Source organism: Mycobacterium helveticum (assembly GCF_007714205.1).
In the GTDB taxonomy this organism is placed as follows: Bacteria; Actinomycetota; Actinomycetes; order Mycobacteriales; family Mycobacteriaceae; genus Mycobacterium; species Mycobacterium helveticum.
Genome location: NZ_VMQU01000046.1, coordinates 1 through 19,409 on the forward strand (window position 1 = coordinate 1; position 19,409 = coordinate 19,409).

23 protein-coding genes and 1 pseudogene are annotated in these 19,409 nt (G+C 68.7%); 13 read left to right on the plus strand and 11 right to left on the minus strand.

Going from position 1 to position 19,409, the window contains the following annotated elements; all coding sequences use genetic code 11:
* Positions 1–68: 68 nt before the first annotated feature.
* Positions 69–956: pseudogene (locus tag FPZ47_RS12685) on the minus strand (molybdopterin-dependent oxidoreductase); the annotation flags it as partial.
* A gap of 208 nt (positions 957–1,164) precedes the next feature.
* On the opposite strand from FPZ47_RS12685, the gene fdxA reads away from it, so the two are divergent.
* From fdxA to FPZ47_RS29405, 6 genes are read left to right on the plus strand one after another with little or no spacing between them, the layout of a single operon-like run.
* Positions 1,165–1,518 carry a ferredoxin gene (gene fdxA / locus FPZ47_RS12690; protein WP_144956348.1) on the plus strand — a complete coding sequence of 118 codons (354 nt, stop codon included), beginning with the start codon at positions 1,165–1,167 and terminating at the stop codon, positions 1,516–1,518.
* A complete protein-coding gene (locus FPZ47_RS12695; RefSeq protein WP_144956345.1) occupies positions 1,515–2,189 on the plus strand; it encodes a helix-turn-helix transcriptional regulator in 675 nt (224 codons plus the stop codon). The genes fdxA and FPZ47_RS12695 overlap by 4 nt, the downstream gene beginning before the upstream one ends.
* Before the next feature lie 47 nt (positions 2,190–2,236).
* Complete coding sequence (locus FPZ47_RS12700; RefSeq protein WP_144956354.1) at positions 2,237–2,623, plus strand: hypothetical protein; 387 nt, start codon at positions 2,237–2,239, stop codon at positions 2,621–2,623.
* A gap of 38 nt (positions 2,624–2,661) precedes the next feature.
* A complete protein-coding gene (locus tag FPZ47_RS29395) occupies positions 2,662–3,375 on the plus strand; it encodes a 3-keto-5-aminohexanoate cleavage protein (protein ID WP_246133595.1) in 714 nt (237 codons plus the stop codon).
* Entirely contained in the window at positions 3,332–3,631 is a 300-nt protein-coding gene (locus tag FPZ47_RS29400; protein WP_246133594.1) for a 3-keto-5-aminohexanoate cleavage protein, read from the plus strand. Before FPZ47_RS29395 ends, FPZ47_RS29400 begins: the two co-directional genes overlap by 44 nt.
* 30 nt (positions 3,632–3,661) lie before the next feature.
* Positions 3,662–3,799 carry a ferredoxin gene (locus FPZ47_RS29405; RefSeq protein ID WP_246133593.1) on the plus strand — a complete coding sequence of 46 codons (138 nt, stop codon included), beginning with the start codon at positions 3,662–3,664 and terminating at the stop codon, positions 3,797–3,799.
* 24 nt (positions 3,800–3,823) lie between these two features.
* Here the strand turns inward: FPZ47_RS29405 and FPZ47_RS12710 are convergent, their stop codons facing one another.
* The 5 genes from FPZ47_RS12710 to FPZ47_RS12730 all read right to left on the minus strand — a co-directional run bounded on the left by FPZ47_RS12710 (position 3,824) and on the right by FPZ47_RS12730 (position 7,718).
* Positions 3,824–4,033: a hypothetical protein gene (locus FPZ47_RS12710; protein WP_144956342.1), complete on the minus strand. Its 210-nt coding sequence runs from the start codon at positions 4,031–4,033 to the stop codon at positions 3,824–3,826.
* A gap of 238 nt (positions 4,034–4,271) precedes the next feature.
* Positions 4,272–4,706 (minus strand): helix-turn-helix domain-containing protein, encoded by a 435-nt coding sequence (locus tag FPZ47_RS12715; RefSeq protein ID WP_246133592.1) that lies wholly within the window; start codon positions 4,704–4,706, stop codon positions 4,272–4,274.
* Between the two features lie 531 nt (positions 4,707–5,237).
* Positions 5,238–5,990, minus strand: coding sequence for a DUF732 domain-containing protein (locus FPZ47_RS12720; protein WP_144956338.1), 753 nt, complete (start codon positions 5,988–5,990; stop codon positions 5,238–5,240).
* Positions 5,991–6,032: 42 nt separating this feature from the next.
* Positions 6,033–6,659, minus strand: a complete 627-nt coding sequence (locus FPZ47_RS12725; protein ID WP_144956335.1) for a hypothetical protein — start codon at positions 6,657–6,659, stop codon at positions 6,033–6,035.
* Between the two features lie 6 nt (positions 6,660–6,665).
* The gene (locus tag FPZ47_RS12730) at positions 6,666–7,718 is read right to left on the minus strand and encodes a phosphotransferase family protein (protein WP_246133591.1); all 1,053 of its coding nucleotides are present in this window, start codon (positions 7,716–7,718) and stop codon (positions 6,666–6,668) included.
* A gap of 134 nt (positions 7,719–7,852) precedes the next feature.
* Between FPZ47_RS12730 and FPZ47_RS12735 the strand changes: the two genes are divergently transcribed.
* The 6 genes from FPZ47_RS12735 (at position 7,853) to FPZ47_RS12755 (ending at position 13,886) form a co-directional block, all read left to right on the plus strand.
* Positions 7,853–8,797: a class I SAM-dependent methyltransferase gene (locus FPZ47_RS12735; RefSeq protein ID WP_144956332.1), complete on the plus strand. Its 945-nt coding sequence runs from the start codon at positions 7,853–7,855 to the stop codon at positions 8,795–8,797.
* A 143-nt stretch (positions 8,798–8,940) separates the two neighbouring features.
* Positions 8,941–9,171 (plus strand): hypothetical protein, encoded by a 231-nt coding sequence (locus tag FPZ47_RS12740; protein ID WP_425461838.1) that lies wholly within the window; start codon positions 8,941–8,943, stop codon positions 9,169–9,171.
* Positions 9,172–9,205: 34 nt separating this feature from the next.
* Positions 9,206–9,361, plus strand: coding sequence for a hypothetical protein (locus FPZ47_RS28375; RefSeq protein WP_168209438.1), 156 nt, complete (start codon positions 9,206–9,208; stop codon positions 9,359–9,361).
* A gap of 337 nt (positions 9,362–9,698) precedes the next feature.
* The gene (locus FPZ47_RS12745; protein ID WP_144956113.1) at positions 9,699–10,403 is read left to right on the plus strand and encodes a response regulator transcription factor; all 705 of its coding nucleotides are present in this window, start codon (positions 9,699–9,701) and stop codon (positions 10,401–10,403) included.
* 100 nt (positions 10,404–10,503) lie between these two features.
* Positions 10,504–11,976 (plus strand): sensor histidine kinase, encoded by a 1,473-nt coding sequence (locus FPZ47_RS12750; protein WP_246133574.1) that lies wholly within the window; start codon positions 10,504–10,506, stop codon positions 11,974–11,976.
* Between the two features lie 35 nt (positions 11,977–12,011).
* Positions 12,012–13,886, plus strand: a complete 1,875-nt coding sequence (locus tag FPZ47_RS12755) for an alkyl/aryl-sulfatase (RefSeq protein ID WP_144956104.1) — start codon at positions 12,012–12,014, stop codon at positions 13,884–13,886.
* On the opposite strand, the gene FPZ47_RS12760 is transcribed toward FPZ47_RS12755, so the two are convergent.
* The 5 genes from FPZ47_RS12760 to FPZ47_RS12780 all read right to left on the minus strand — a co-directional run bounded on the left by FPZ47_RS12760 (position 13,876) and on the right by FPZ47_RS12780 (position 18,619).
* Entirely contained in the window at positions 13,876–14,850 is a 975-nt protein-coding gene (locus tag FPZ47_RS12760) for an NADPH:quinone oxidoreductase family protein (RefSeq protein ID WP_144956101.1), read from the minus strand. The genes FPZ47_RS12755 and FPZ47_RS12760 overlap by 11 nt on opposite strands.
* Complete coding sequence (locus FPZ47_RS12765; RefSeq protein ID WP_144956099.1) at positions 14,850–15,464, minus strand: TetR/AcrR family transcriptional regulator; 615 nt, start codon at positions 15,462–15,464, stop codon at positions 14,850–14,852. The genes FPZ47_RS12760 and FPZ47_RS12765 overlap by 1 nt, the downstream gene beginning before the upstream one ends.
* A complete protein-coding gene (locus FPZ47_RS12770) occupies positions 15,454–16,737 on the minus strand; it encodes an acyl-CoA dehydrogenase family protein (RefSeq protein ID WP_144956096.1) in 1,284 nt (427 codons plus the stop codon). Before FPZ47_RS12770 ends, FPZ47_RS12765 begins: the two co-directional genes overlap by 11 nt.
* A gap of 69 nt (positions 16,738–16,806) precedes the next feature.
* Entirely contained in the window at positions 16,807–17,571 is a 765-nt protein-coding gene (locus FPZ47_RS12775; protein WP_144956094.1) for an SDR family NAD(P)-dependent oxidoreductase, read from the minus strand.
* Position 17,572: 1 nt separating this feature from the next.
* The gene (locus tag FPZ47_RS12780) at positions 17,573–18,619 is read right to left on the minus strand and encodes a phosphotransferase family protein (RefSeq protein WP_144956091.1); all 1,047 of its coding nucleotides are present in this window, start codon (positions 18,617–18,619) and stop codon (positions 17,573–17,575) included.
* 103 nt (positions 18,620–18,722) lie between these two features.
* Here FPZ47_RS12780 and FPZ47_RS12785 point away from each other — a divergent pair, with 103 nt between their 5' ends.
* On the plus strand, positions 18,723–19,394 hold the full coding sequence (locus FPZ47_RS12785; protein ID WP_144956088.1) for a histidine phosphatase family protein: 672 nt from the start codon (positions 18,723–18,725) through the stop codon (positions 19,392–19,394).
* Positions 19,395–19,409: the final 15 nt, after the last annotated feature.

A 19,409-nucleotide genomic window follows, 5' to 3' on the forward strand; every position in this document is an offset into this window, starting at 1 on the left:
ATGCTCGTCTGCGGGCCGGTCACCCTCGAGCTCCCATACCACACATGAGGTCATCCACATTCATGGCAATAGAGCCGGAAATACACCAGCACCAGGAAATGCAGCGACCGCGCGGTCTGGATGCTCAATCGCTTGCTGATCACGGTGAGACGCATCGACAGCGCCGGCGACATCCCGAGCCCGGTGATGACCGCAAGCGGTGCGGCGATGAAGACGGTGGTGAAGTAAGCCATCAATTGCAGTGAGTTGTAGGCCACCCAGGTGTGGTCGGTCGGCCAGTGCAGCGACAGGTATTGGATCGCAACTGATGCGGCGTTGGGAAAGACATCCCAGCTGGTCGGCACGATGTGACGCCATTGCCCGGTCGAGAACAACAGCACGTAGAAGACCGCGCCGTTGAGCAGCCACACGACGTCGACACCGAGATGCCACCAGCGCGCCAGCCCGATGGAATGGCGAATCCCCGGCAACCCCAACTGAGCGGGCAGCCCAACCGAATCGTCCTTGGCCGTCCACAGCGGGTCGTCCGGCACCGGCTTGGCCACCCGCAGCCACTCGTCCTTGCCGGGCGTGGCGTTGCGACTGAAGTACAGCCGCGGATGATCGCACAGGATCTGCATGCCCGAGCGGATGATGAACATCATCAAGAACAGGTTGAAAAAATGCGTCCAGCCCACCCAGGCCGGGATGCCCGCGACGACCCCGGAAGGCACATGGGTACCGGGATACCGCTGGATGAAGGCCTGCACCGCCGGCATGTTGTGCAGGCCTTTGCCCACCGCCACCGCCGCGACCAACAGGGCGAACCCAATGGGAAGCAGCCACAGCAGGTTGAACCACTTGTCACGACCGACCCGCAGTCGCGGCGCAATCGCCCGCTTGTCTTCCAGCCCGCCGGCCCAGGTTTCCGGGTCGACGATGTCCTCGGCACGCAGCAGCTCCGCGCGATAGCCCACAGCGTGATCCCCGTTGCGGCCGTCCTTGTTGGGCTGGAACTTTCCGCCGTCGTGCGCGGCGGTAACCAGGGCGGTTTCCGGCGAGTCGACGTGCCCGCCAGCGCCACTACTTTCATCCCGGGATGGGGGGATGTCGCATTGATTGTCGGGCATCGGATCTCGCACCCTCCTTAGTTTTCACAATACCGCCTTGTGTAAACTCTACGTCATGACGTATGTGATCGGGAAGCCGTGTGTTGACGTGATGGATCGGGCCTGCGTGGAGGAGTGCCCGGTGGATTGCATCTACGAGGGCGGCCGGGCGCTCTACATCCATCCCGACGAATGCGTGGACTGCGGAGCGTGCGAGCCGGTCTGCCCGGTTCAGGCCATCTACTACGAAGACGATCTGCCACCGGACCTGCAGCCCTATCAAGCGGACAACGCAGCATTCTTTTTCGAAACCCTGCCAGGCCGCGACGAGCCGCTGGGGTCACCGGGCGGGGCTGCCAAGATGGGCCCGCTCGGCGTCGACACGCCACTGGTGGCCAGTCTGCCCAAGCAGGATGCAAACGGAGCGTGAGCGCTATCGCCGGGTCATCCGAGGAACACTCCAGTCGACGTCGTGGCGTGCTGCGGGTATTGAAGGCGGCGCCCGGCCCAATGAGCATCACCGCCCTCGCCGCCGAACTGGGTGTGCATCCCAACACCGTCCGCTTCCATCTGGACACATTGGTCAGCGACGGCCAGGTGGAGCAGGTCGAGCCGGATCACCGAGGACCGGGGCGCCCACCGCTGATGTTTCGTGCGATCCCGCAGATGGATCCCGGTGGACCGCGCCATTACCGGCTGCTCGCCGAGATTCTCACGATGAGCCTTGCCGCCGGCCGCGACACACGTGCCAAGGCGCTAGCCGCGGGCCGGGCCTGGGGGCGGCGGTTGGAATCGCCGGCGCCACAAGGCAAGACGATGGGCGCAAAGGAATCGATCGATCGCCTCGTCGGGGTGCTCGATGAGCTCGGGTTCGCGTCCGAGCGCCGAGAATCCGGCGGGGAGCAGCAGATTGGCTTGCGGCACTGCCCGTTCCTCGAACTCGCCGAGACCCGGGCCAACGTCATCTGCCCGATCCACCTGGGCCTCATGCAAGGGGCCCTGGAAAGCTGGGAGTCGCCGGTCGCCGTCGACCGACTGGACGCGTTCGTCGAACCGGATCTGTGTCTGGCCCACCTCACGCTGGAAGGGGCTGCCCGGTGAGCGGTGGATCACCGGTAGCCGTCGCCGTCATCTTCGTGTGGCTGGGGATGGTGCTCGCGATCTCGTTTTTGGAAGCCCCGTTGAAGTTCCGCGCGCCCAACGTGACGAGGCAGATCGGTCTGGGGATCGGGCGCCTAGTCTTCCGCGCGCTTAACAGTATCGAGGTCATGTTCGCCGCCGTCGTCGCAGCGGTCATTATGGTCAGCCCACCGCCGGCAGGCGTCGTCGCGGCATTCCTGACAGCCTTCGCCATGCTCGCCACCCAGTTAATCGCCGTGCGACCGTTCTTGAACCGACGCTCCGACAAGGTCCTTGCCGGCCTGAACGCGCCCCGCTCTCGCGGCCACTACGCGTACGTCGGCCTGGAGGTGGTCAAGGTCATCGCATTGGTGGTTGCGGGGGTGCTTCTACTGTCCGGTCACCCTCCGACGTGACGGCGACGATGGGCGAGCGGCCGGATGACCATCGAGGAATGGATCCGCAGACCACGCGCCAAGGCCGGCTGCTGTCCGGTGAGGGCACGCCGGTGAAGGGTCGCGGCGCTCGGCTGGATCGTCTGCCTTTGACTGCTTTTGGGTCAAAGGCCGGTTGTGGACACCTGCGGCGAAAGGGTGGTAACGCAATGAGTTTTCGCGGCGACGGCAAGGTGTATCTCGAAGTCGAGGTCAACGAGGAGGTCAGCAAGGACGAAAACCCGAATGTGCCCTACGGTGCTGAAGGGACGGCTCGCGACGTGGTGGACTGCATCCAGCACGGAGCCAGGGTTGTTCGTTACCATGCCCGCTACGACGATGGTCGGCCAGCCTGGGTCGACGATGAGGTCTCCCGCGCCATCGTGGCCACGCCGGCCCGTGAAGTCGATCCGCTGGCCTACCCCGGCTATCAGGAAAGCTTCGATCGCATCTGGGCGCTGGCCGAGCATCCACCAGCCGATACCGGTTTATTGGTCGCGCCGTTCGGCCCGGCTCAACACGTCAAACGATTCCTGTGGCAAGAAGACGAGAACCAATTCAAAGCAGTCGATTTCGCCGCCGACGATCGGTTCATCAAGCTGGGGCTGGCACCCCAGCATCGCGGTGTTCAACGCAGTCGACCTACGCTGGGTGATACTGGCCACCCGCATCGGGATCCTGCGGCAACCATTGAACATCAAGCTGTTCTTCTCCGACCGCTGGGTGCCCAATAACTCGGCCGAACGCTGTCAAGAGCTTAGGGAGCATGCACTGGACCGTGGGCTGGGTATTCGGGTGGGCATCGGGGATTGCCCGTTGGTGTTCCGGACTGCCGCCAACACCGAGATGGTCGCTCGCGCAGTCAACCTCATCACCAAGCGGGGACTCACCCCCGACACACAGCATGACATGCGCGCCCGCTTCGCTGCGGCCGAGGCGGACGAAAGCGCGCGGATAAGAATGGTCTCCAACCGAAATCGCTGCCTGTGATGGGGCGTGTGCTACTCCCATGCTCCAGAGGTGTGTCAACCCGACGCCGAGGGCTACTGCGTCGTCGTCAAGCCCTACGTCGACGACAGCATGTTGGAGAACGCCATCCAGGGCGCGGCCGGCTGCCCGGAACGGGCGATCAGAGTCGAGTTGTGCGACAACACGTGACCGCCGGAAGGGGCCCGGCCAGCGTCAAGAGAGATGAGCCGTGTCTGAGCCGAACTTCAAACCCTTAAGCGCATCGGTCACGCAACCCACCTGGGCCTTGAGTAGGTAGCCCAACTGCACCTCGCCGCTCGCTATCTGAATTAGATTGGTGTTTAGAATGTTTCGACGCGACGGGTGTAATTGGCAGGGCAGCGGCGTCGCGCTGAGCTGGACAGCAAGGTCGCCAAGTGCCATGCGGACTCCGACGGCGTCCGTGGCGCTCCACGCATCCAGGCTGACCTGCGCGACGACGGGCGGAAGGCGTCGCGCCAATACCGGGGCGGCTTCAACAGGTTGGCCAGGTTGGCATGTGGTCTGCGTGGTTCGTTGCATCGCGTTCCCACTCATCGATCCGGTCGATAGACGCCGACTGATCGTTTTTTACGGTCGACGGCGCTGCGAAGCCGTACCGGACGACCCTGCCCGACTCCCGTTACGCCGAGGTGCGCGAACTGGGCGACGAGTACCTTGGACGCAACCCGAGGTCGCTTGCCACTGTGGACGACATCCGCGCCGCGATGGGGGCGAGCTGGGCGCAGGCCCGCATGGGTTCGGTGATGCGGGTGCGCTCGTCCTCCGACATCGGTGTGAGCGTCACCTTCATGCCCAGCGCCGCAGCGACCTCGGCGATGGTGCTGAGTGTCGGGTTCACCGACTCAGACGACAGGAGTCGCCGCACAGTGCTCGGGTCGGAGCCGATCGCTCGGGCCAGCGCCGCCTTGCTCAGTTTCTCCGCGCCGCGCGCTTCGTCGAGCGCGTTGATGATGGAGTCGATCGCCTCGATCCGCGCCGACTCTGCGGCGTACGCGCGGGCGAACTCAGGGTCGCGGCCCTCGAGTTCAAGCAACGTGTTGAACACGTCGTTCATGGCGGTCACCTCTCTCGGCTGTGCGGCGTGGATGCAGAAAGCGTAACATAAATGCCACGGTCGAGGTGGTCGCCGGCGCCGTCGACTGAGCGCGCCCGTGGCGGGTAGCGCGATGCCGAGCAGGCGCAATTGGTGCGCGGTCCGCTACGAGCGATTCAGAAACCGCTTCTGATTAGCGTGTCGCCGGCCGCTCGTTGACATGGGCACGACGATTGAGTGCCGCGATAAACGCGGCCGCAGGATCGGGGGAGAGGCATAACCCAGAGGTCGTCGGCGATAAATCCGGTGCCTAAGTTGTCGCGCCCTTGTCACAGCTGGCGTGATACGCCGCGCGTCATGACGGGACATCGCAAGACGGTTTGCGCAGGTGAGACGGGTTGGCCTGGATATGGCGGGACACCGTGAAACGGCCTGAAAGCGGGCTGTTCTGACTACGGATCAGAAGGTTGGGGGTTCGAATCCCTTCGGGCGCGCTCAGCCGGCTGGAGCGCGACGACGCTGCCTGGGGGACGCGGGTTTCGGGTCGCCGCCTCACCCGTGGCCCGGCAGGGCCGGCAGATCGCCCTCGATGCCGTGCAGATCGCCTTGGATGCCTTGCAGTTTGCCTTCGATGGCCTGCAGGTCGGACAGCGCTTTCTGCAGATTCGGCTGCATCGTGTCCGGGCTTGCGGGATGGACCTGGGGGCAGTACGAGACGATGGCGCCGGCGGTGACGGCGGTGCTTTGATCGGCGTCCCAGATCGACGACTGCTGCACGAAGCGGACGGCGGCGGCGAAGTCGGGCTGCTTCTTCAGGAATTCGCAGACCGCGTGCCCCTGGGCGGCCACGTAGTCGTTGCTGGGAACGGGCACGCCCTGCTGCTTCAGCGCGTCGGTGAGTGCCTTGCCGGCGATGTCGGGCGTCGGGACGGCTGCCTGCGGCGCGGCCGGGGCGGGCGCCGCCGCCGACGGCGGGACTTCGGTCGGTTCCGGCGCGAGAGGCGGTTTGCGGACGGCGAACATCACCACCACCGCGCCGGCCACGGCGATCAGGGACAGCGGCAACGCCGCCAGGGGGCCGAGGCGGCGCAGCCCACTCCTGCGTCGGCGCGGTGTGGCTGCGCGGGTCGGTGCGGTGACGCCGGTGGCCGCGGCGGCGCCGGTGGCCGCCACCGGGCGGTGGCCCAGCCGCTCGTCGAGCAGTTCGTCGACCCGCTGGCTCGACGGACCGCCCCGGTCACGACTCGACCGGCGCTCCAAGGCGATGAGTCGCAGTTCGGAGTCGATCGTCTCGCGATCGCGCATATGAGTCAGTCTGAGGCCGTCACCACGTTGTCACAAGGCTTGTCACAAGGCTTTCGGCGACCAGTCGTTCCAGGCCGGGCCGAAGTCCAGCGTCGACTGGGGGATCCGCTCGGCGCCGACGATCTCGCGGAAGTGGTCCTGCCAGCCCCACCACAAGGCGATGTGGAAGACCTGGTCGTGCCAGCTGAGTTGGTAGCCGGCGGGGATCGCCTCGCCCTTGTTCTCCGGCGCGAACACGGCGACCGCCAGCAGGCCGATCACCGCCGACGCCGGAAGCTCGACCTTGCCGTCCCGCCAGATGTGCACCCGGGTCGGGCGCGGCCCGTGGGGGGTCAGCTCGTAGCCGTTGGGCAGTTCGTCGTGGTGGCCGCGGTTCCAGCGGTGGATGCCGTAGAGGACGTCGGCGATGTCGGGGCGCCCGTCCGGAAGGTCCGATCGGACCGCGAGGGGAAAGCGGCTCTGGCCGAAGTCGACCCCGGGTGCCGCCATCACCCGGAAAAGGTCGAGCGAGTCCCGGAGGGTGCGCTTGAACCGGCTCGCGACGCCCAGCTGCGGGTGGCGCTTGGCTGCCGTCTCGTCGACCGCATTGCCGGCGTGCACCATGGCCGCGCTCCACTGCCGCCGCTCCCAGTGGTCGAGTGAGCGTGCGACCGACCGCCCGACGTCCACGGCGCTTCAGGCCTCACCGTCGATGAGCGTCAGCGCACGCTCGAACAGGTGGACCGTGGCCGCATGCAGCTGGTCGCCGACCTGCTTTTCGGCTTTGCCCGCACACGCCCGGGCCAGGGTGCCCTCGATCACGATGCCCAGCTTGAAGCAGGCCAGCACGGTGTACCAGGTGATGTGCGACAGGTCGCGAGTCGTGTTGGCCGCGTACTGCCGGACCAGCTCGTCGGTGCCGGCCAGCCCGTCGTGACCGTCCAGCGCGTGACCGAACACGCTGGAGCTCTCGGGCTGGCGCCACGTGGCCAGCAGCCAGCCCAGGTCCAACAGGGGGTCGCCGATCGTGCACATCTCCCAGTCGACGATGGCGACGACCCCGGGTCCGGTGCGGGAGAACATCACGTTGGCGGCGTGGTAGTCGCCGTGCATGATGCCGGGCTTCCAGGTTGCCGGCCGGTGGTCCTCCAGCCACGCCGCCACCCGGTCGACGCCCGGGATCTGCGGACCCGGGTAGTTCTCGTACTGCCGGTAGGAGTCCAGCTCCGAAAGCCAGCGCGGCACCTGCCGTTCCAGGAAGCCGGCCGGTTTGCCGAAATCGGCGAGCCCGACGGCGACATGGTCGACGGCGCCCAGCTTGGCCAATGCGTCGGCCATCGACAGTCCCATCCCGAAGCGCACCCGGGCGTCGCCGGCGTGCAGCGGCGGCAGGCCTTCGCCGGCGTTGAACCCGTCGACGGGGTCCATCAAGTAGAACACCGCATCGCCGAGCACGCCCGGGTCGTCGCATGTGGCGATCAGATGCGGGTGTGGCACGTCGGAGTCCGCAAGCGCAGCAAGCACTTTCGTCTCCCGCAGGATCACGCTGTTGCTGCGCGGGCGCAGATGCCGCGGTCCGCGCCGCAGCACGTAGGGCCGCCCGGCCCGGGTGAACCGCAGCATGACGTTCTGGGTTCCGCCGGTGACGGCGCACACGTCCTTCAGGGGCCCCTCGCCCAGCCCCCGCCCCGTCATCCATTCCGCCACGGCATCGAGGTCCACAGGCGTGTCCTGCGGCGTGGTCGGCATGGCACTCCTTTGCAACCTGTGGGCCCCCTGGGAAAGAGCGTAGGCCACCGGCGCCGGGCACACCCGACCCCTCCGCGGCTGAGACAATGGTGCGCGGAACTGACTTGACTTTCGGGTTCGGAAGGGAACTGGCGATGGCGCGTACCGACAACGATTCCTGGGACATCACCCAAAGCGTGGGAGCCACCGCGCTCGGTGTCGCCGCGGCCCGCGCCGCGGAGACCGAAAGCGACAACCCGCTCATCAACGATCCGTTCGCGCGCGTGTTCGTCGACGCCGCGGGGGAGGGCATCTGGAGCATCTACGCCGATCCCGCGCTGCTGGCCAAGGCCGTCGAGCTCGAGCCCGAAATGCGGACGCGCATTCAGCTGATGATCGACTTCATGGCCACGCGGACAGCGTTTTTCGATCGGTTCTTCCTCGGTGCGGCCGACGCCGGGGTCCGGCAGGTGGTGATTCTGGCGGCTGGCCTGGATGCGCGCACCTGGCGGCTGCCGTGGCCGGACGGGACGGTGGTGTACGAGCTGGATCAGCCCAAGGTGCTGGAGTTCAAGTCCGACACGCTGCGCGGCCATGGCGCCCGTCCGGCGGCGCAGCTGGTGAACGTGCCGGTGGACCTGCGCCAGGACTGGCCGAAGGCGCTGCGCGAGAAGGGATTCGACCCGTCGCAGCCGAGCGTGTGGTCGGCCGAGGGTCTGGTCCGTTACCTGCCGGCCCAGGCCCAGGATCTGCTGTTCGAACGGATACACGAGCTCAGCGCCCCGGGCAGCTGGCTGGCCTCCAACGTGCCCGGCGAGGGGTTCACCGACCCGGAACGGGTGCGGCGTCAGCGTGCGGACATGCAGCGGATGCGCGCCGCCGCCGCCAGACTGGTCGATGCCGAGATCGCCGACTTTGACGAACTCTGGTACGCCGAGGAACGCACCGCCGTCGACCGGTGGCTACGCGAGCACGGCTGGGACGTGTCGGCGCAGACCTTCCCGGAGTTGATGGCCCGATACGGCCGCAGCATCCCGAAGGGTGCCGAAGACTCCATGCCGCCAACGCTATTCGTGTCCGCGCAGCGACAGAGGGGCTGAGGACACCCCGGCACGGCGGGACCCGCCGGACTGTCGGGGGCGCGCTGGCCGGCTCACCGGCCCTGCGGGGGAGGTTTGGACATACGTCGAATGGGTATTGCTGGGCGTAGTGAACCGATCTCTCGAGCACAGTGGAGGCCCTCATGCGCGGTCGCGGGATTGTCGGCGCGATTGTCTTGGTGTGGCTGGTCATCGGAGTGATCGCGACGTGGCAGCGCGGCTACTTCACGGGCGGGTCCACCAGCTGCGTCACGGCGGGCAACGTTGCTCTGACCGTCCTTGCGGGGCCTTTGAATTACGCGGGTCTCGACCCGAAAGTCAAAGACTGCCACATACCCCAACCCAGTTCGATGCCGGCGACGCCGGTGTCCTGAAACCTCAACCAACGCTGAACCGAAGGAAGTTGACATGATCGTCTTAGGTGTGGTTCTGCTGATTCTCGGGTTTGTGTTCGGCATTCCCCTGTTGTGGACGCTCGGCATCGTCGCGCTGGTGATCGGTGCCGTGCTGTGGATCATGGGCTCGGTGGGCCGCCCCGTCGCGGGCAGACGCAACTGGTACTAGGTGGCTGGTGTCGAACGGGCAGTTTCGCGCGCCGAGTCGAATCGGGCAAAAACCGGCACCGCCAGAACGGATGCTGAGCGACTTTCGGCGACCTGCCGACCAAATCACTCTCTCGAAAATCGCGATCTTTGGTGGCGGAAGATTGTTCGCCATTCAAAACACCAGCCACCTAGACATTCACCGGGCACAATATTGACCGGACACAATCGCGTGACCGCTCAGCGGTCACGCGATTGTGTTTCACAGCCCACGCATAGCAACGCCTCAGCGGCGGCTCAGCCCGCCGCGCATACTGGAACTCGTGACGCAGCCCCGGGCCTCGGTAGAGCGGGTGGTCATGTGCCGAGCCGACGGTAACCCGATCAGCGTGCTGGTCGTCGACGACGAGGCCGTCCTCGCCGAGATGGTTGCGATGGCACTGCGTTACGAGGGCTGGACCATCGCCACCGCCGGCGACGGGTCGTCGGCGATGGCGGCCGCGCGCGCCCAGCGTCCCGATGTGGTCGTCCTCGACGTGATGCTGCCCGACATGAGCGGGCTGGACGTGCTGCGCAAGCTGCGGAAGGAGAATCCGCAGCTGCCGGTGCTGCTGCTGACCGCCAAGGACGCGGTGGAAGACCGCATCGCCGGGCTGACCGCGGGCGGCGACGACTACGTCACCAAACCGTTCAGCATCGAAGAGGTGGTGCTGCGGCTGCGGGCGCTGCTGCGGCGCACCGGGGTGACCACGCTGGACAGCGGCGCGCAACTGGTGGTCGGCGACCTTGTGCTGGACGAGGACAGCCACGAGGTGACCCGCGCCGGCGAGCCGATCGCGTTGACCTCCACCGAGTTCGAGCTGCTGCGTTTCATGATGCGCAACTCCAGGCGCGTGCTGAGCAAGGCGCAGATCCTCGACCGGGTGTGGAGCTACGACTTCGGCGGCCGCTCCAACATCGTGGAGCTCTACATCTCCTACCTGCGCAAGAAGATCGACAACGGTCGCGAGCCCATGATCCACACGCTGCGCGGGGCGGGCTATGTCCTCAAGCCGGCCCGCTAGCAGCGATCGCAAGCGCGGCGAAGCCGGGCGCAGCGGGTCGCGACCGTTGGCTGGCAGCGATCGCAAGCGCGGCGAAGCCGGGCGCAGCGGGTCGCGACCGTTGGCTGGCGCGCTGCGGGTCTGGTCGCTGCGGCTGCGGCTGCTGGTCGGACAGGTCGTGGTGCTCGCGGTGGTGTGCATCGGGATCACCGCCGCGACCGAGCTGTCGCTGCTGCGCCACCTCGTGGCCCAGCTCGACGGTCAGCTCGCCGGGACGTCCTACCGCTCGGCGCTGATGTACCCCGAGCCGTCCCATCCGGGCTGGCGGCACGCGCACTTCGTTCCACGGCCGGGGCCCGGTCCGCGCTTCCTCGACGCGCCGGGTCAGCCTGCCGGCATGGTGGCCGCCGTGGTCAGCGGCGGCAGGACCGTCGACGCCGGCTACCTGACGCCCAGCGGCACCCGGGCCGCCGTGACCCCGGCGGCGCAGACGCAACTCGCGCGCATCGCCGACAGCCGCGCGCCGGTGACGCTGGACCTCGACGGGCTCGGCCGCTACCGCGTGGTGGCCGCGCCGAGCCGGAGCGCCGACGACATCATCGTCACGGGCCTGTCGATGGCGAACGTCGACGCCACCATGATCCGCATGCTGGTCATCCTCGGGATCGTCACGGTGATCGCTCTCGTCGCGGCCACGACCGCGGGGGCGGTCATCATCCGGCGGGCGCTGGCGCCGCTGCGCCGCGTCGCCCAGACCGCGCGCGAGGTCATCGAGATCCCGTTGGACCGCGGTGAGGTGGAGCTTCCGGTGCGGGTTCCCGAACCCGACGCCAACCCCCACACCGAGGTGGGTCAGCTGGGTTCGGCGCTCAACCGGATGCTCGACCACATCGCCGCCGCGTTGTCGGCGCGCCAGGCCAGCGAGACCCGCGTGCGCCAGTTCGTCGCCGACGCCAGCCACGAGCTGCGCACCCCGCTGGCGGCGATCCGTGGTTACACCGAACTCACGCAGCGCATGGGCGACGACCGTGAGGCGGTGGCCCACGCGATGAGCCGGGTGGCGTCGGAAACGGAGCGGATCACGCGCCTCGTCGAGGACCTGCTGTTGCTGGCGCGCCTGGACTCCGGGCGCCCGCTGGAGCGCGAGCCGGTGGACCTGTCGCGGCTGGCGGTCGACGCGGTCAGCGATGCGCACGTCGCCGGGCCGGACCACCAGTGGGAGCTGGACCTGCCCGAGGAACCGGTGATCGTCACCGGCGACGCGGCGCGGCTACACCAGGTGGTCACGAATCTGCTCGCCAACGCCCGCATCCACACCGGCGCCGGCACCGTCGTGACGGCGCGGCTGAGCACGGAACCCGGGCACGCCGTGATGCAGGTCATCGACGACGGACCCGGGATTCCGGCGACGCTGCAATCGGAGGTGTTCGAGCGCTTCGCGCGGGGTGACTCCTCGCGCTCCCGCAAGGGCGGCAGCACCGGTCTGGGTCTGGCGATCGTCTCCGCGGTCGTCCGGGCGCATCACGGGACCATCACGGTGGACAGCGCACCCGGTCGCACCGAATTCACCGTGCGATTACCACGCGGTGCCTAGCTGCAGCACGTCGTTGGACGTGACAGGCTGTTGCCGTGCATCACAAACCCCCCACCGCGGTCATCGAGTCGGCGCATCGCGAACACGTGCTGCCCTTCGAGGACACGACGGATTTCCGCGACGCCGATCGCGGCTTCATCGCGGCCCTGTCCCCGTGCGTCATCAAGGCGGACGACGGCCGCGTCGTGTGGGACAACGACGCGTACGCCTTCCTGGGCGGCCCCGCGCCGGCGACGGTGCACCCCAGCCTGTGGCGGCAGTCGACCCTGGCCGCCAAACAGGGCCTCTACGAAGTGGTGCCGGGCATCTACCAGGTGCGCGGCCTCGACCTGTCCAACATCACCTTCGTCGAGGGCGACACCGGGATCATCGTCATCGATCCGCTGGTGTCCACCGAGGTGGCCGCAGCGGCGCTGGGACTGTACCGCGCCCACCGCGGCGGCGAGCGCCCCGTCGTCGCGGTCATCTACACCCATAGCCACGTCGACCACTTCGGCGGCGTCCTGGGCGTGACCTCGCAGGCCGACGTGGACGCCGGCGCGGTGGCGGTGCTGGCCCCGGAGGGGTTCATCGAACACGCGGTGCAGGAGAACGTCTACGCGGGCCCCGCGATGACCCGGCGCGCCACCTACATGTACGGCACCCTGCTGCCGCGCGGGCCCCGCGATCAGGTGGGCTGCGGGCTCGGGCAGGCCCCGTCCACCGGCGAGGTGGCCGTCATCGTCCCGACGGTGGTCGTCCGGCGCACCGGCGACAAGCACACCCTCGACGGTGTGGAGATCGAGTTCCAGATGGCGCCCGGCACCGAGGCGCCAGCCGAGATGCACTTCTATTTCCCGCGTTTCCGCGCGTTGTGCATGGCCGAGAACGCCACCCACAACCTGCACAACCTGCTGACCCTGCGCGGTGCGCTGGTGCGCGACCCGCACGCGTGGTCGGGCTACCTCACCGAGGCGATCGACACCTTCGCCGGGCGCGCCGACGTGGTGTTCGCCTCTCATCACTGGCCGACCTGGGGGAGCGAGGGGATCGTCGAGTTCCTCTCGCTGCAACGCGATCTGTATGCGTACCTGCACGACCAGACGCTGCGGCTGGTCAACCGCGGCCACACCGGCGTGGAAATCGCCGAGATGTTCCGGATGCCGCCGGCGCTGGAGCGGGCCTGGCACACGCACGGCTACTACGGGTCGGTCAGCCACAACGTCAAGGCGGTCTACCAGCGCTACATGGGCTGGTTCGACGGCAACCCGGCCCGCCTGTGGCCCCATCCCCCGGAGGCCATCGGACCCCGTTATGTGGCGGCGATGGGCGGCATCGACCGGGTGGTCGAGCTCGCCGCCACGGCGTTCGAATCCGGTGACTTCCGTTGGGCGGCAACGCTGCTCGACCATGCGATGTTCACCGACAGCAGTCATGGCCCCGCCCGCGAGCTGTACGCCGATACCCTCGAGCAGCTCGCCTACGGCGCGGAGAACGCGACCTGGCGCAACTTCTTCCTCAGCGGCGCAACCGAATTGCGCGACGGCAACTTCGGCACCGCCACCACTGCGACCTCGCTGTCGCTGCTGACGCAGCTCACCCCGGAGCAGATCTTCGACGGCCTGGCCATCCGCGTCGACGGGCCGCGCGCCTGGGAACTCGACGTCACCGTCGACGTCGAATTCGCCGATTCGGTAGTCAACTACCGGCTCACGCTGCGCAACGGCGTGCTGGTCCACCGCAAGGTCGCCGCCGACCCGACGACCGCGTCGGTGACCGTGAACGTGGACGGCAAGCTCCGCCTGCTGACCGTCGCGATGGGCGACTTCGACTCGCCGGGGTTGCGGATGTCGGGGGACCGGGAAGCGCTGCGGGCCCTCCTGGCGGTGCTCGACGAGCCCGACCCGAATTTCGACATCGTCACGCCGTGACGTCGATGACGACCTTGCCGACCGCCCTGCGGTCGGCCACGTGCCGCAGGGCCGCCGCGGCCTCGGGCAACGGGAACCGGGCGCCGATGTGGGGCGCGACCGTGCCGGCCGCGAACATCTGCGACAGCTCGCGCATGTCGCGCGCCGCGTCGTGCGGCCGGTCGGCCAGGAAGGTGCGGATCTCCATGCCGCACACCGTGATGCCTTTGAGCAGGACAAGGTTGAGCGGGATGGACGGGATGGTCCCCGCGGCGTAGCCGAGGGTGACGAACGTCCCGCCCCGGGCCAGGGCGCGCAGTGCCGGCTCCGCATACGCTCCGCCGACGGGGTCCAGCACCACGCGCGCGGCGTCCCCGGTCAGCGCGCGGATGCGCGACTTGAGGTCCTCGGAGTCGTAGTCGACGATCGCCTCGGCGCCCCGCTCCCGGCACAGCGCGAGCTTCTCCGGGCGGGACGCGGCCGCCAGCACCCGGGCGCCCATGGCCACCGCCAGATCGACGGCCGCCAGTCCCACGCCGCCGGCCGCGCCCAGCACCACGACCCAATCACCATGGCGCACAGTGGCAATCGAGCGCAGGGCGTGGTAGGCGGTGCGGTAGGTGACGCCGAACGCGGCCGCCGAGGCGAAGTCGGCGCCGTCGGGGATGGGCGTCACCGACCCCGCGTCGAGCAGGGCCTGCTCGGCGAAGGCCCCGGTGGGCGTGGTGGCGGCGACCCGCTGGCCCGGCCGGAACGGTGCGCCCGCGCCGACGGCCACCACCTCGCCGGCCAGCTCGCTGCCCGGGACGAACGGGACCGGGATCTTGACCTGATACCTCCCCGCGATCAGCAGGACGTCGGGAAAGTTGACCGCGGCGGCGTGGACCCGCACCACCAGCTGGCCGGGACCGGGCACCGGGTCGGCCAGCTCGTCGACGACCAGGTCCTCGGGTGCGCCGTAGGAACGGCAGACGACCGCGCGCATCAGCCGGCCCCCAGCCCCTGCAGGCAGAACCGCACCACGTGCGCGATGTCGTCGGGGCCCGGCCGGTCGGCCGAACCGACGTACCGGCGCATGGTGGCGGCCGTGCAGTTGAACACGGCGTCGACGTCGCGGTCCACGTCGGCGCTGCCCAGCGCGGCAACGGGTGTCACGAGCAGGTCCCGCAACGGCCGCATCATCTCCTGGTCGGCCGCCCGCGGGTTGGTCGCCGCCGACATCTGGCCGGCGGCCGCGCGGCTCATGCTGATCAGGTGCGGATCGGCGACCTGCGCGAGCGTGCCCTCGATCCAGCGGGCGACCTGGTCGCGCGGCCGCGACTCCTTGGCCATCTGGTGCTGCAGGTAGGACACGACGATCGCCACCCCGCGTTCCATGACGGCCAGGATGAGGTCGTCCTTGCCGGCGAAATACCGGTAGAACGCCTTATTCGACGAGCCGGCCTCGGCGACGATGTCGCTGACGCGCGGCGGCTCGGGCGCGACGCGCTCCATCACCCGCACCGCCGCGGCCAGGATGCGCTCGACCTCCTCGGTGGCCTCCCGTTGCCTCTCGTCGAGCGCCCGCTCGACGGCCGCGGTGACCCGGCTACCGGTCAACGAGGTCCCCGTATTTGGCGCGGGCGGCCTCGCGGCGGACGTCGCGCATCTCGCTGGGCCACTCGGCGTCTTCGGCCTCGTACCCCTTGAGCAGCATCTTGGCCAGGTTGACCTTGTGGGCCTCGGTCGGTCCGTCGGCCAGCCCGAGCACCACGCCGCCGAGCAGGACGTTGACCAGCGGCAACTGGTCGGTGGTGCCCAGTGCGCCGTGCACCTGGATCGCGCGCATGCCAATCGATTTCAGCACCTGTGACGCCAGGATCTTGCAGGCGGCGATCTGCTGGCGGGCCGCATGCTCGCCGGCGGTGTCGATGAGCCAGGCGGCGTGCAGCACGGCCAGCCGGAAGGGCATCAGCTCGGTGTAGGAGTCGGCGATGAAGGCCTGCACCAGCTGCTTGTCGGCCAGCGAACTGCCTTGGGTGAAACGGCTTTTCGCGCGTCTCGACATCATCTCGACCGCGCGCTGGGCCACCCCGATCGAGCGCATCGCGTGGTGCAGCCGCCCTCCGGCCAGCCGCGCCTGCAGGATCATGAAGCCCTGCCCCGGTTCCCCGAGCAGCGCGTCCACGGGCACCCGTACCCCGTCGTAGTGCACCAGGGAATGTCCGGCCTCGTGGGGCAGCGCACCGACCAGGTGGTGGGTGGCCTCGATCCGCAGCCCCTCGGTGCCGGCCGGGATCAGGAAGGTCGACGCGCCGCGGTGGACCGGGACGTCGGGGTCGGTGATCGCGACGACGATGAAGAACGAGGCGACCGACGCGTTGGAGGAGAAGTACTTTCGCCCGGTGATCACCCAGCCATCCCCGTCGCGTACGGCCCGGGTGGTGAAGACGCGGGGGTCGGAACCGCCCTGCGGTTCGGTCATCGAAAAGCACGAGAAGATCTCCCCGGAGAGCAGCCCGGACAGGTAGCGGTCCTTCTGCTCCCGGGTGCCGAAGCGGGCGATGATCTCGGCGTTGCCCGTGTCGGGTGCCTGCGTGCCGAACACGATCGGCGCCCACGGGCTGCGGCCCAGGATCTCGTTGATCAGTGTCAGCTTGACCGCGCCGAACCCCTGCCCGCCGAGATCGGGGCCCAGATGCGGTGCCCACAAGCCGCTGTCGCGGACCTGCTGCTTGAGTGGGTCGACGATCCGGCGGCGCTCCTGGTTCAGCGGCAGGAACTCGCAGCCTCCGAAGAGCACCTCGAGGGGTTCGACCTCGTCGCGCACGAACGTGCGGACCCAGTCGAGTTTCTTCTCGAACTCCGGTTCGGTGGAGAAGTCCCAAGGCATCCAAGGCTCCTATCGGTTCAATGGTGGCGACCCGCTGCGCCCGGCTGCGCCGAGCTCGCGATCGTCACGTCACGGGATTCCGCCGTCGGCCCGCACGATCGAGCCGGTGGTGAAGCTGGACGCGTCGGAGGCCAGGAACAGTGCGGCACCGACGATCTCGGGCGGGTCGCCGGCGCGTTGCAGCGCGAGGTGCCCGAACGGGTTGTGCGTGGCCGCCTCCAGGTTCCAGGCCTTGCTGATGTCGGTGAGAAACGGGCCCGCCATCAAGGTGTTGACCCGCACCGTCGGCGCGAATGCCCGCGCCAGGCCCTCGGTCATCGCGTTGAGCCCGGCCTTGGCCGCGGCGTAGGGGATGATGTCGGCGCCGGGGCGCAGCGAGCCGGTGGAGCTGACGTTGATGATCGAGCCGCGCCCGGCCGCCATCATCTTCTCGCCGACCAGCGCCGACAACCGGAAGGGCCCCTTGAGGTTGAGGTTGACCACCGAGTCGAACAGCTTCTCGGTGACGTCGGTCAGCTTGTCGTACAGCGGCGACATGCCGGCGTTGTTGATCAGGGTGTCGACCTTGCCGAACCGCGCGTAGGTCGCCTCGACCAGGCCGTCGAGCTGGTCCCAGCGCCCGACGTGCACCTGGTAGGGCATCGCGGAGCGCCCCGTCGCGGCCTCGACCTCCGCGGCGGCCGCGACGCAGTTGTCCATGTTGCGGCTGGCGATCACCACGTCGGCGCCGCAGCGGGCCGCGGCGAACGCCATCTCGCGGCCCAGTCCGCGGCTCCCGCCGGTGATCAGCACCACCCGGTCGGTGAGATCGAAAAGCTGCTCGGCATAACCCATGTCAGCCCACCTTGCTGGGTAGCGAACGCGCCAGCCCGGCCGCGGTGGCGATCAGCTTCGGGGTCATCGCGCCGAACGCGTCCTGGACCCGGGGATCGACTTTCCCGGTGCGCACGCCGGCGGCATACGTCTTCTCCAGCACGATGCCGAGCTTCCAGTTGGCCAGCACCAGGTAGTAGTCGATGTTCTCGGTGGACAGGCCGCTGATCTTCTCGTAGTGATCCAGCAGCTCGCTGCGCGTCGGCATGCCCGTCATGTCCAGATAAAACCCTTCTTCGCCGGGGTTTTCGCCGTCGTAGCCCAGCAGCGCCCAGGCGAGGTCGAGCAGCGGGTCGCCGACCGTGGTCATCTCCCAGTCCACGATCGCGGCCAGCCGGGCCGGCGCCCCGTGCGCGAACATCACGTTGGCGAACTGGTAGTCGCCGTGCATGATGCCCGGCCGGTACCGCGCGGGCCGGTTGCGGCGCAGCCAGTCCGCGGCCACGTCCAGGCCGGGAAGCTCGCGCACCCGGTAGGCGTCGAGGAAGGCCAGCCAGCGGTCGACCTGCCGCTCGTGGAACCCGTCGGGGCGGCCGAAACCCTCGAGGCCCTGGGCGCGCCAGTCCACCCGCCCCAGCTTGGCGGCGCCCTCGACGAGTTCGAACGCCAGCCCGCGGCGGGCCGCCAGGTCGGCGTCGAACGGCGGCTGCCAGCCGCCGTCCATCGGGCTCCACCCGTCGATCGCGCGCATCACGTAGAAGGGCATGCCCAGGATGGTGCCGGTGTCGTCGGCGGCGATCAGGGCCGCGTGGGGAACGTCGGTGCCGGCCAGGGCCCGCACCAGGCGGATCTCCCGCAGCAGCCCGTCGACGCGGGCGGCGTCGGCGCGGGCCCCGGGCATCCGCAGCACCATGCGCTCCCCGCCGCGGTCGATCAGGTAGAGGGTGTTCTGCGAGCCGCCCTTGAGCTGCTCCAGCGATGGTTGCTCGCCGCCGCCCGGGGCGCCGTTGGCGTCGAGCCACCGGCCGAGAACGCCCGCGTCCGGTCCGGTCTCCCCGCCAGCGCCCATCGCACACCTCACTCTCCGCCAGGAGAATAGCATTCTCCGAGCTCCGGGCAAGGGCGGCGAGCGCCGGGCAAGCGCGGCGCCGTCGCATGCGAGGCTTGGGGGCATGCAGGTGCTTCTGGTCCGCCATGCCCTTCCTCTGCGCAGCGAACCCGGTGAGGGGTCCGATCCCGAGCTGTCGGAGGCGGGTCTGGCGCAGGTCGGGCGACTGCCCACGGCGCTGGCCAGGTTCCCCGTCGGCCGCGTGGTGAGCAGCCCCCAGCGCCGCGCGGTGCAGACCGCGGCGCCGGTCGCGGCGGCCCGCGAACTGCCGGTCGACATAGACGACCGGTTCGCCGAATACGACCGCGACCTTCCGCTCTACATTCCCGTCGAACAGATCCGCGCGGAGCGGCCCGAGGAGTGGGCGCGCATGGCCTCCGGGCACCTGCCCAGCGCGGTCGACGAGGACGCGTTTCGCGCGCGGGTGCGGGCCGGGCTCGCCGACCTCGTCGCGGCGGCCGGCCACGACGACACCGTGGCGGTGTTCAGCCACGGCGGGGTGATCAACGTGCTGCTGCACGAGATCCTGGGCACGGCGCGGCTGCTGTCCTTCCCCATCGACTACGCCTCGGTGACCCGCCTGTTGTTCTCCCGGTCCGGTCAGGCGACGGTGGTTACGGTCAACGCCGTCGAGCACGTCTGGGACCTGCTGCCCCGAAATCTGCGCACGGCACCCGGTCCGGCATCGAGACTGCGGCCGGCGCGGGCTCAACGACAGCACGAAGCGCATAGCTGATACACAGCGCGCAAC

Coding starts and splice junctions, on each gene's coding strand:
- FPZ47_RS12775 (WP_144956094.1), bottom strand. CDS start 17,571: ATGGGTTATGCCGAGCAGCTTTTCGATCTCACCGACCGGGTGGTGCTG.
- FPZ47_RS12745 (WP_144956113.1), top strand. CDS start 9,699: ATGTGCCGAGCCGACGGTAACCCGATCAGCGTGCTGGTCGTCGACGAC.
- FPZ47_RS12740 (WP_425461838.1), top strand. CDS start 8,941: ATGCGCGGTCGCGGGATTGTCGGCGCGATTGTCTTGGTGTGGCTGGTC.
- FPZ47_RS12785 (WP_144956088.1), top strand. CDS start 18,723: ATGCAGGTGCTTCTGGTCCGCCATGCCCTTCCTCTGCGCAGCGAACCC.
- FPZ47_RS12710 (WP_144956342.1), bottom strand. CDS start 4,033: ATGGCACTTGGCGACCTTGCTGTCCAGCTCAGCGCGACGCCGCTGCCC.
- FPZ47_RS12715 (WP_246133592.1), bottom strand. CDS start 4,706: ATGAACGACGTGTTCAACACGTTGCTTGAACTCGAGGGCCGCGACCCT.
- FPZ47_RS12735 (WP_144956332.1), top strand. CDS start 7,853: ATGGCGCGTACCGACAACGATTCCTGGGACATCACCCAAAGCGTGGGA.
- FPZ47_RS12720 (WP_144956338.1), bottom strand. CDS start 5,990: ATGCGCGATCGCGAGACGATCGACTCCGAACTGCGACTCATCGCCTTG.
- FPZ47_RS12780 (WP_144956091.1), bottom strand. CDS start 18,619: ATGGGCGCTGGCGGGGAGACCGGACCGGACGCGGGCGTTCTCGGCCGG.
- FPZ47_RS12700 (WP_144956354.1), top strand. CDS start 2,237: ATGGTGCTCGCGATCTCGTTTTTGGAAGCCCCGTTGAAGTTCCGCGCG.
- FPZ47_RS12760 (WP_144956101.1), bottom strand. CDS start 14,850: ATGCGCGCGGTCGTCTGCCGTTCCTACGGCGCACCCGAGGACCTGGTC.
- FPZ47_RS12730 (WP_246133591.1), bottom strand. CDS start 7,718: ATGCCGACCACGCCGCAGGACACGCCTGTGGACCTCGATGCCGTGGCG.
- FPZ47_RS12770 (WP_144956096.1), bottom strand. CDS start 16,737: ATGCCTTGGGACTTCTCCACCGAACCGGAGTTCGAGAAGAAACTCGAC.
- FPZ47_RS29395 (WP_246133595.1), top strand. CDS start 2,662: ATGGATCCGCAGACCACGCGCCAAGGCCGGCTGCTGTCCGGTGAGGGC.
- FPZ47_RS28375 (WP_168209438.1), top strand. CDS start 9,206: ATGATCGTCTTAGGTGTGGTTCTGCTGATTCTCGGGTTTGTGTTCGGC.
- fdxA (WP_144956348.1), top strand. CDS start 1,165: ATGACGTATGTGATCGGGAAGCCGTGTGTTGACGTGATGGATCGGGCC.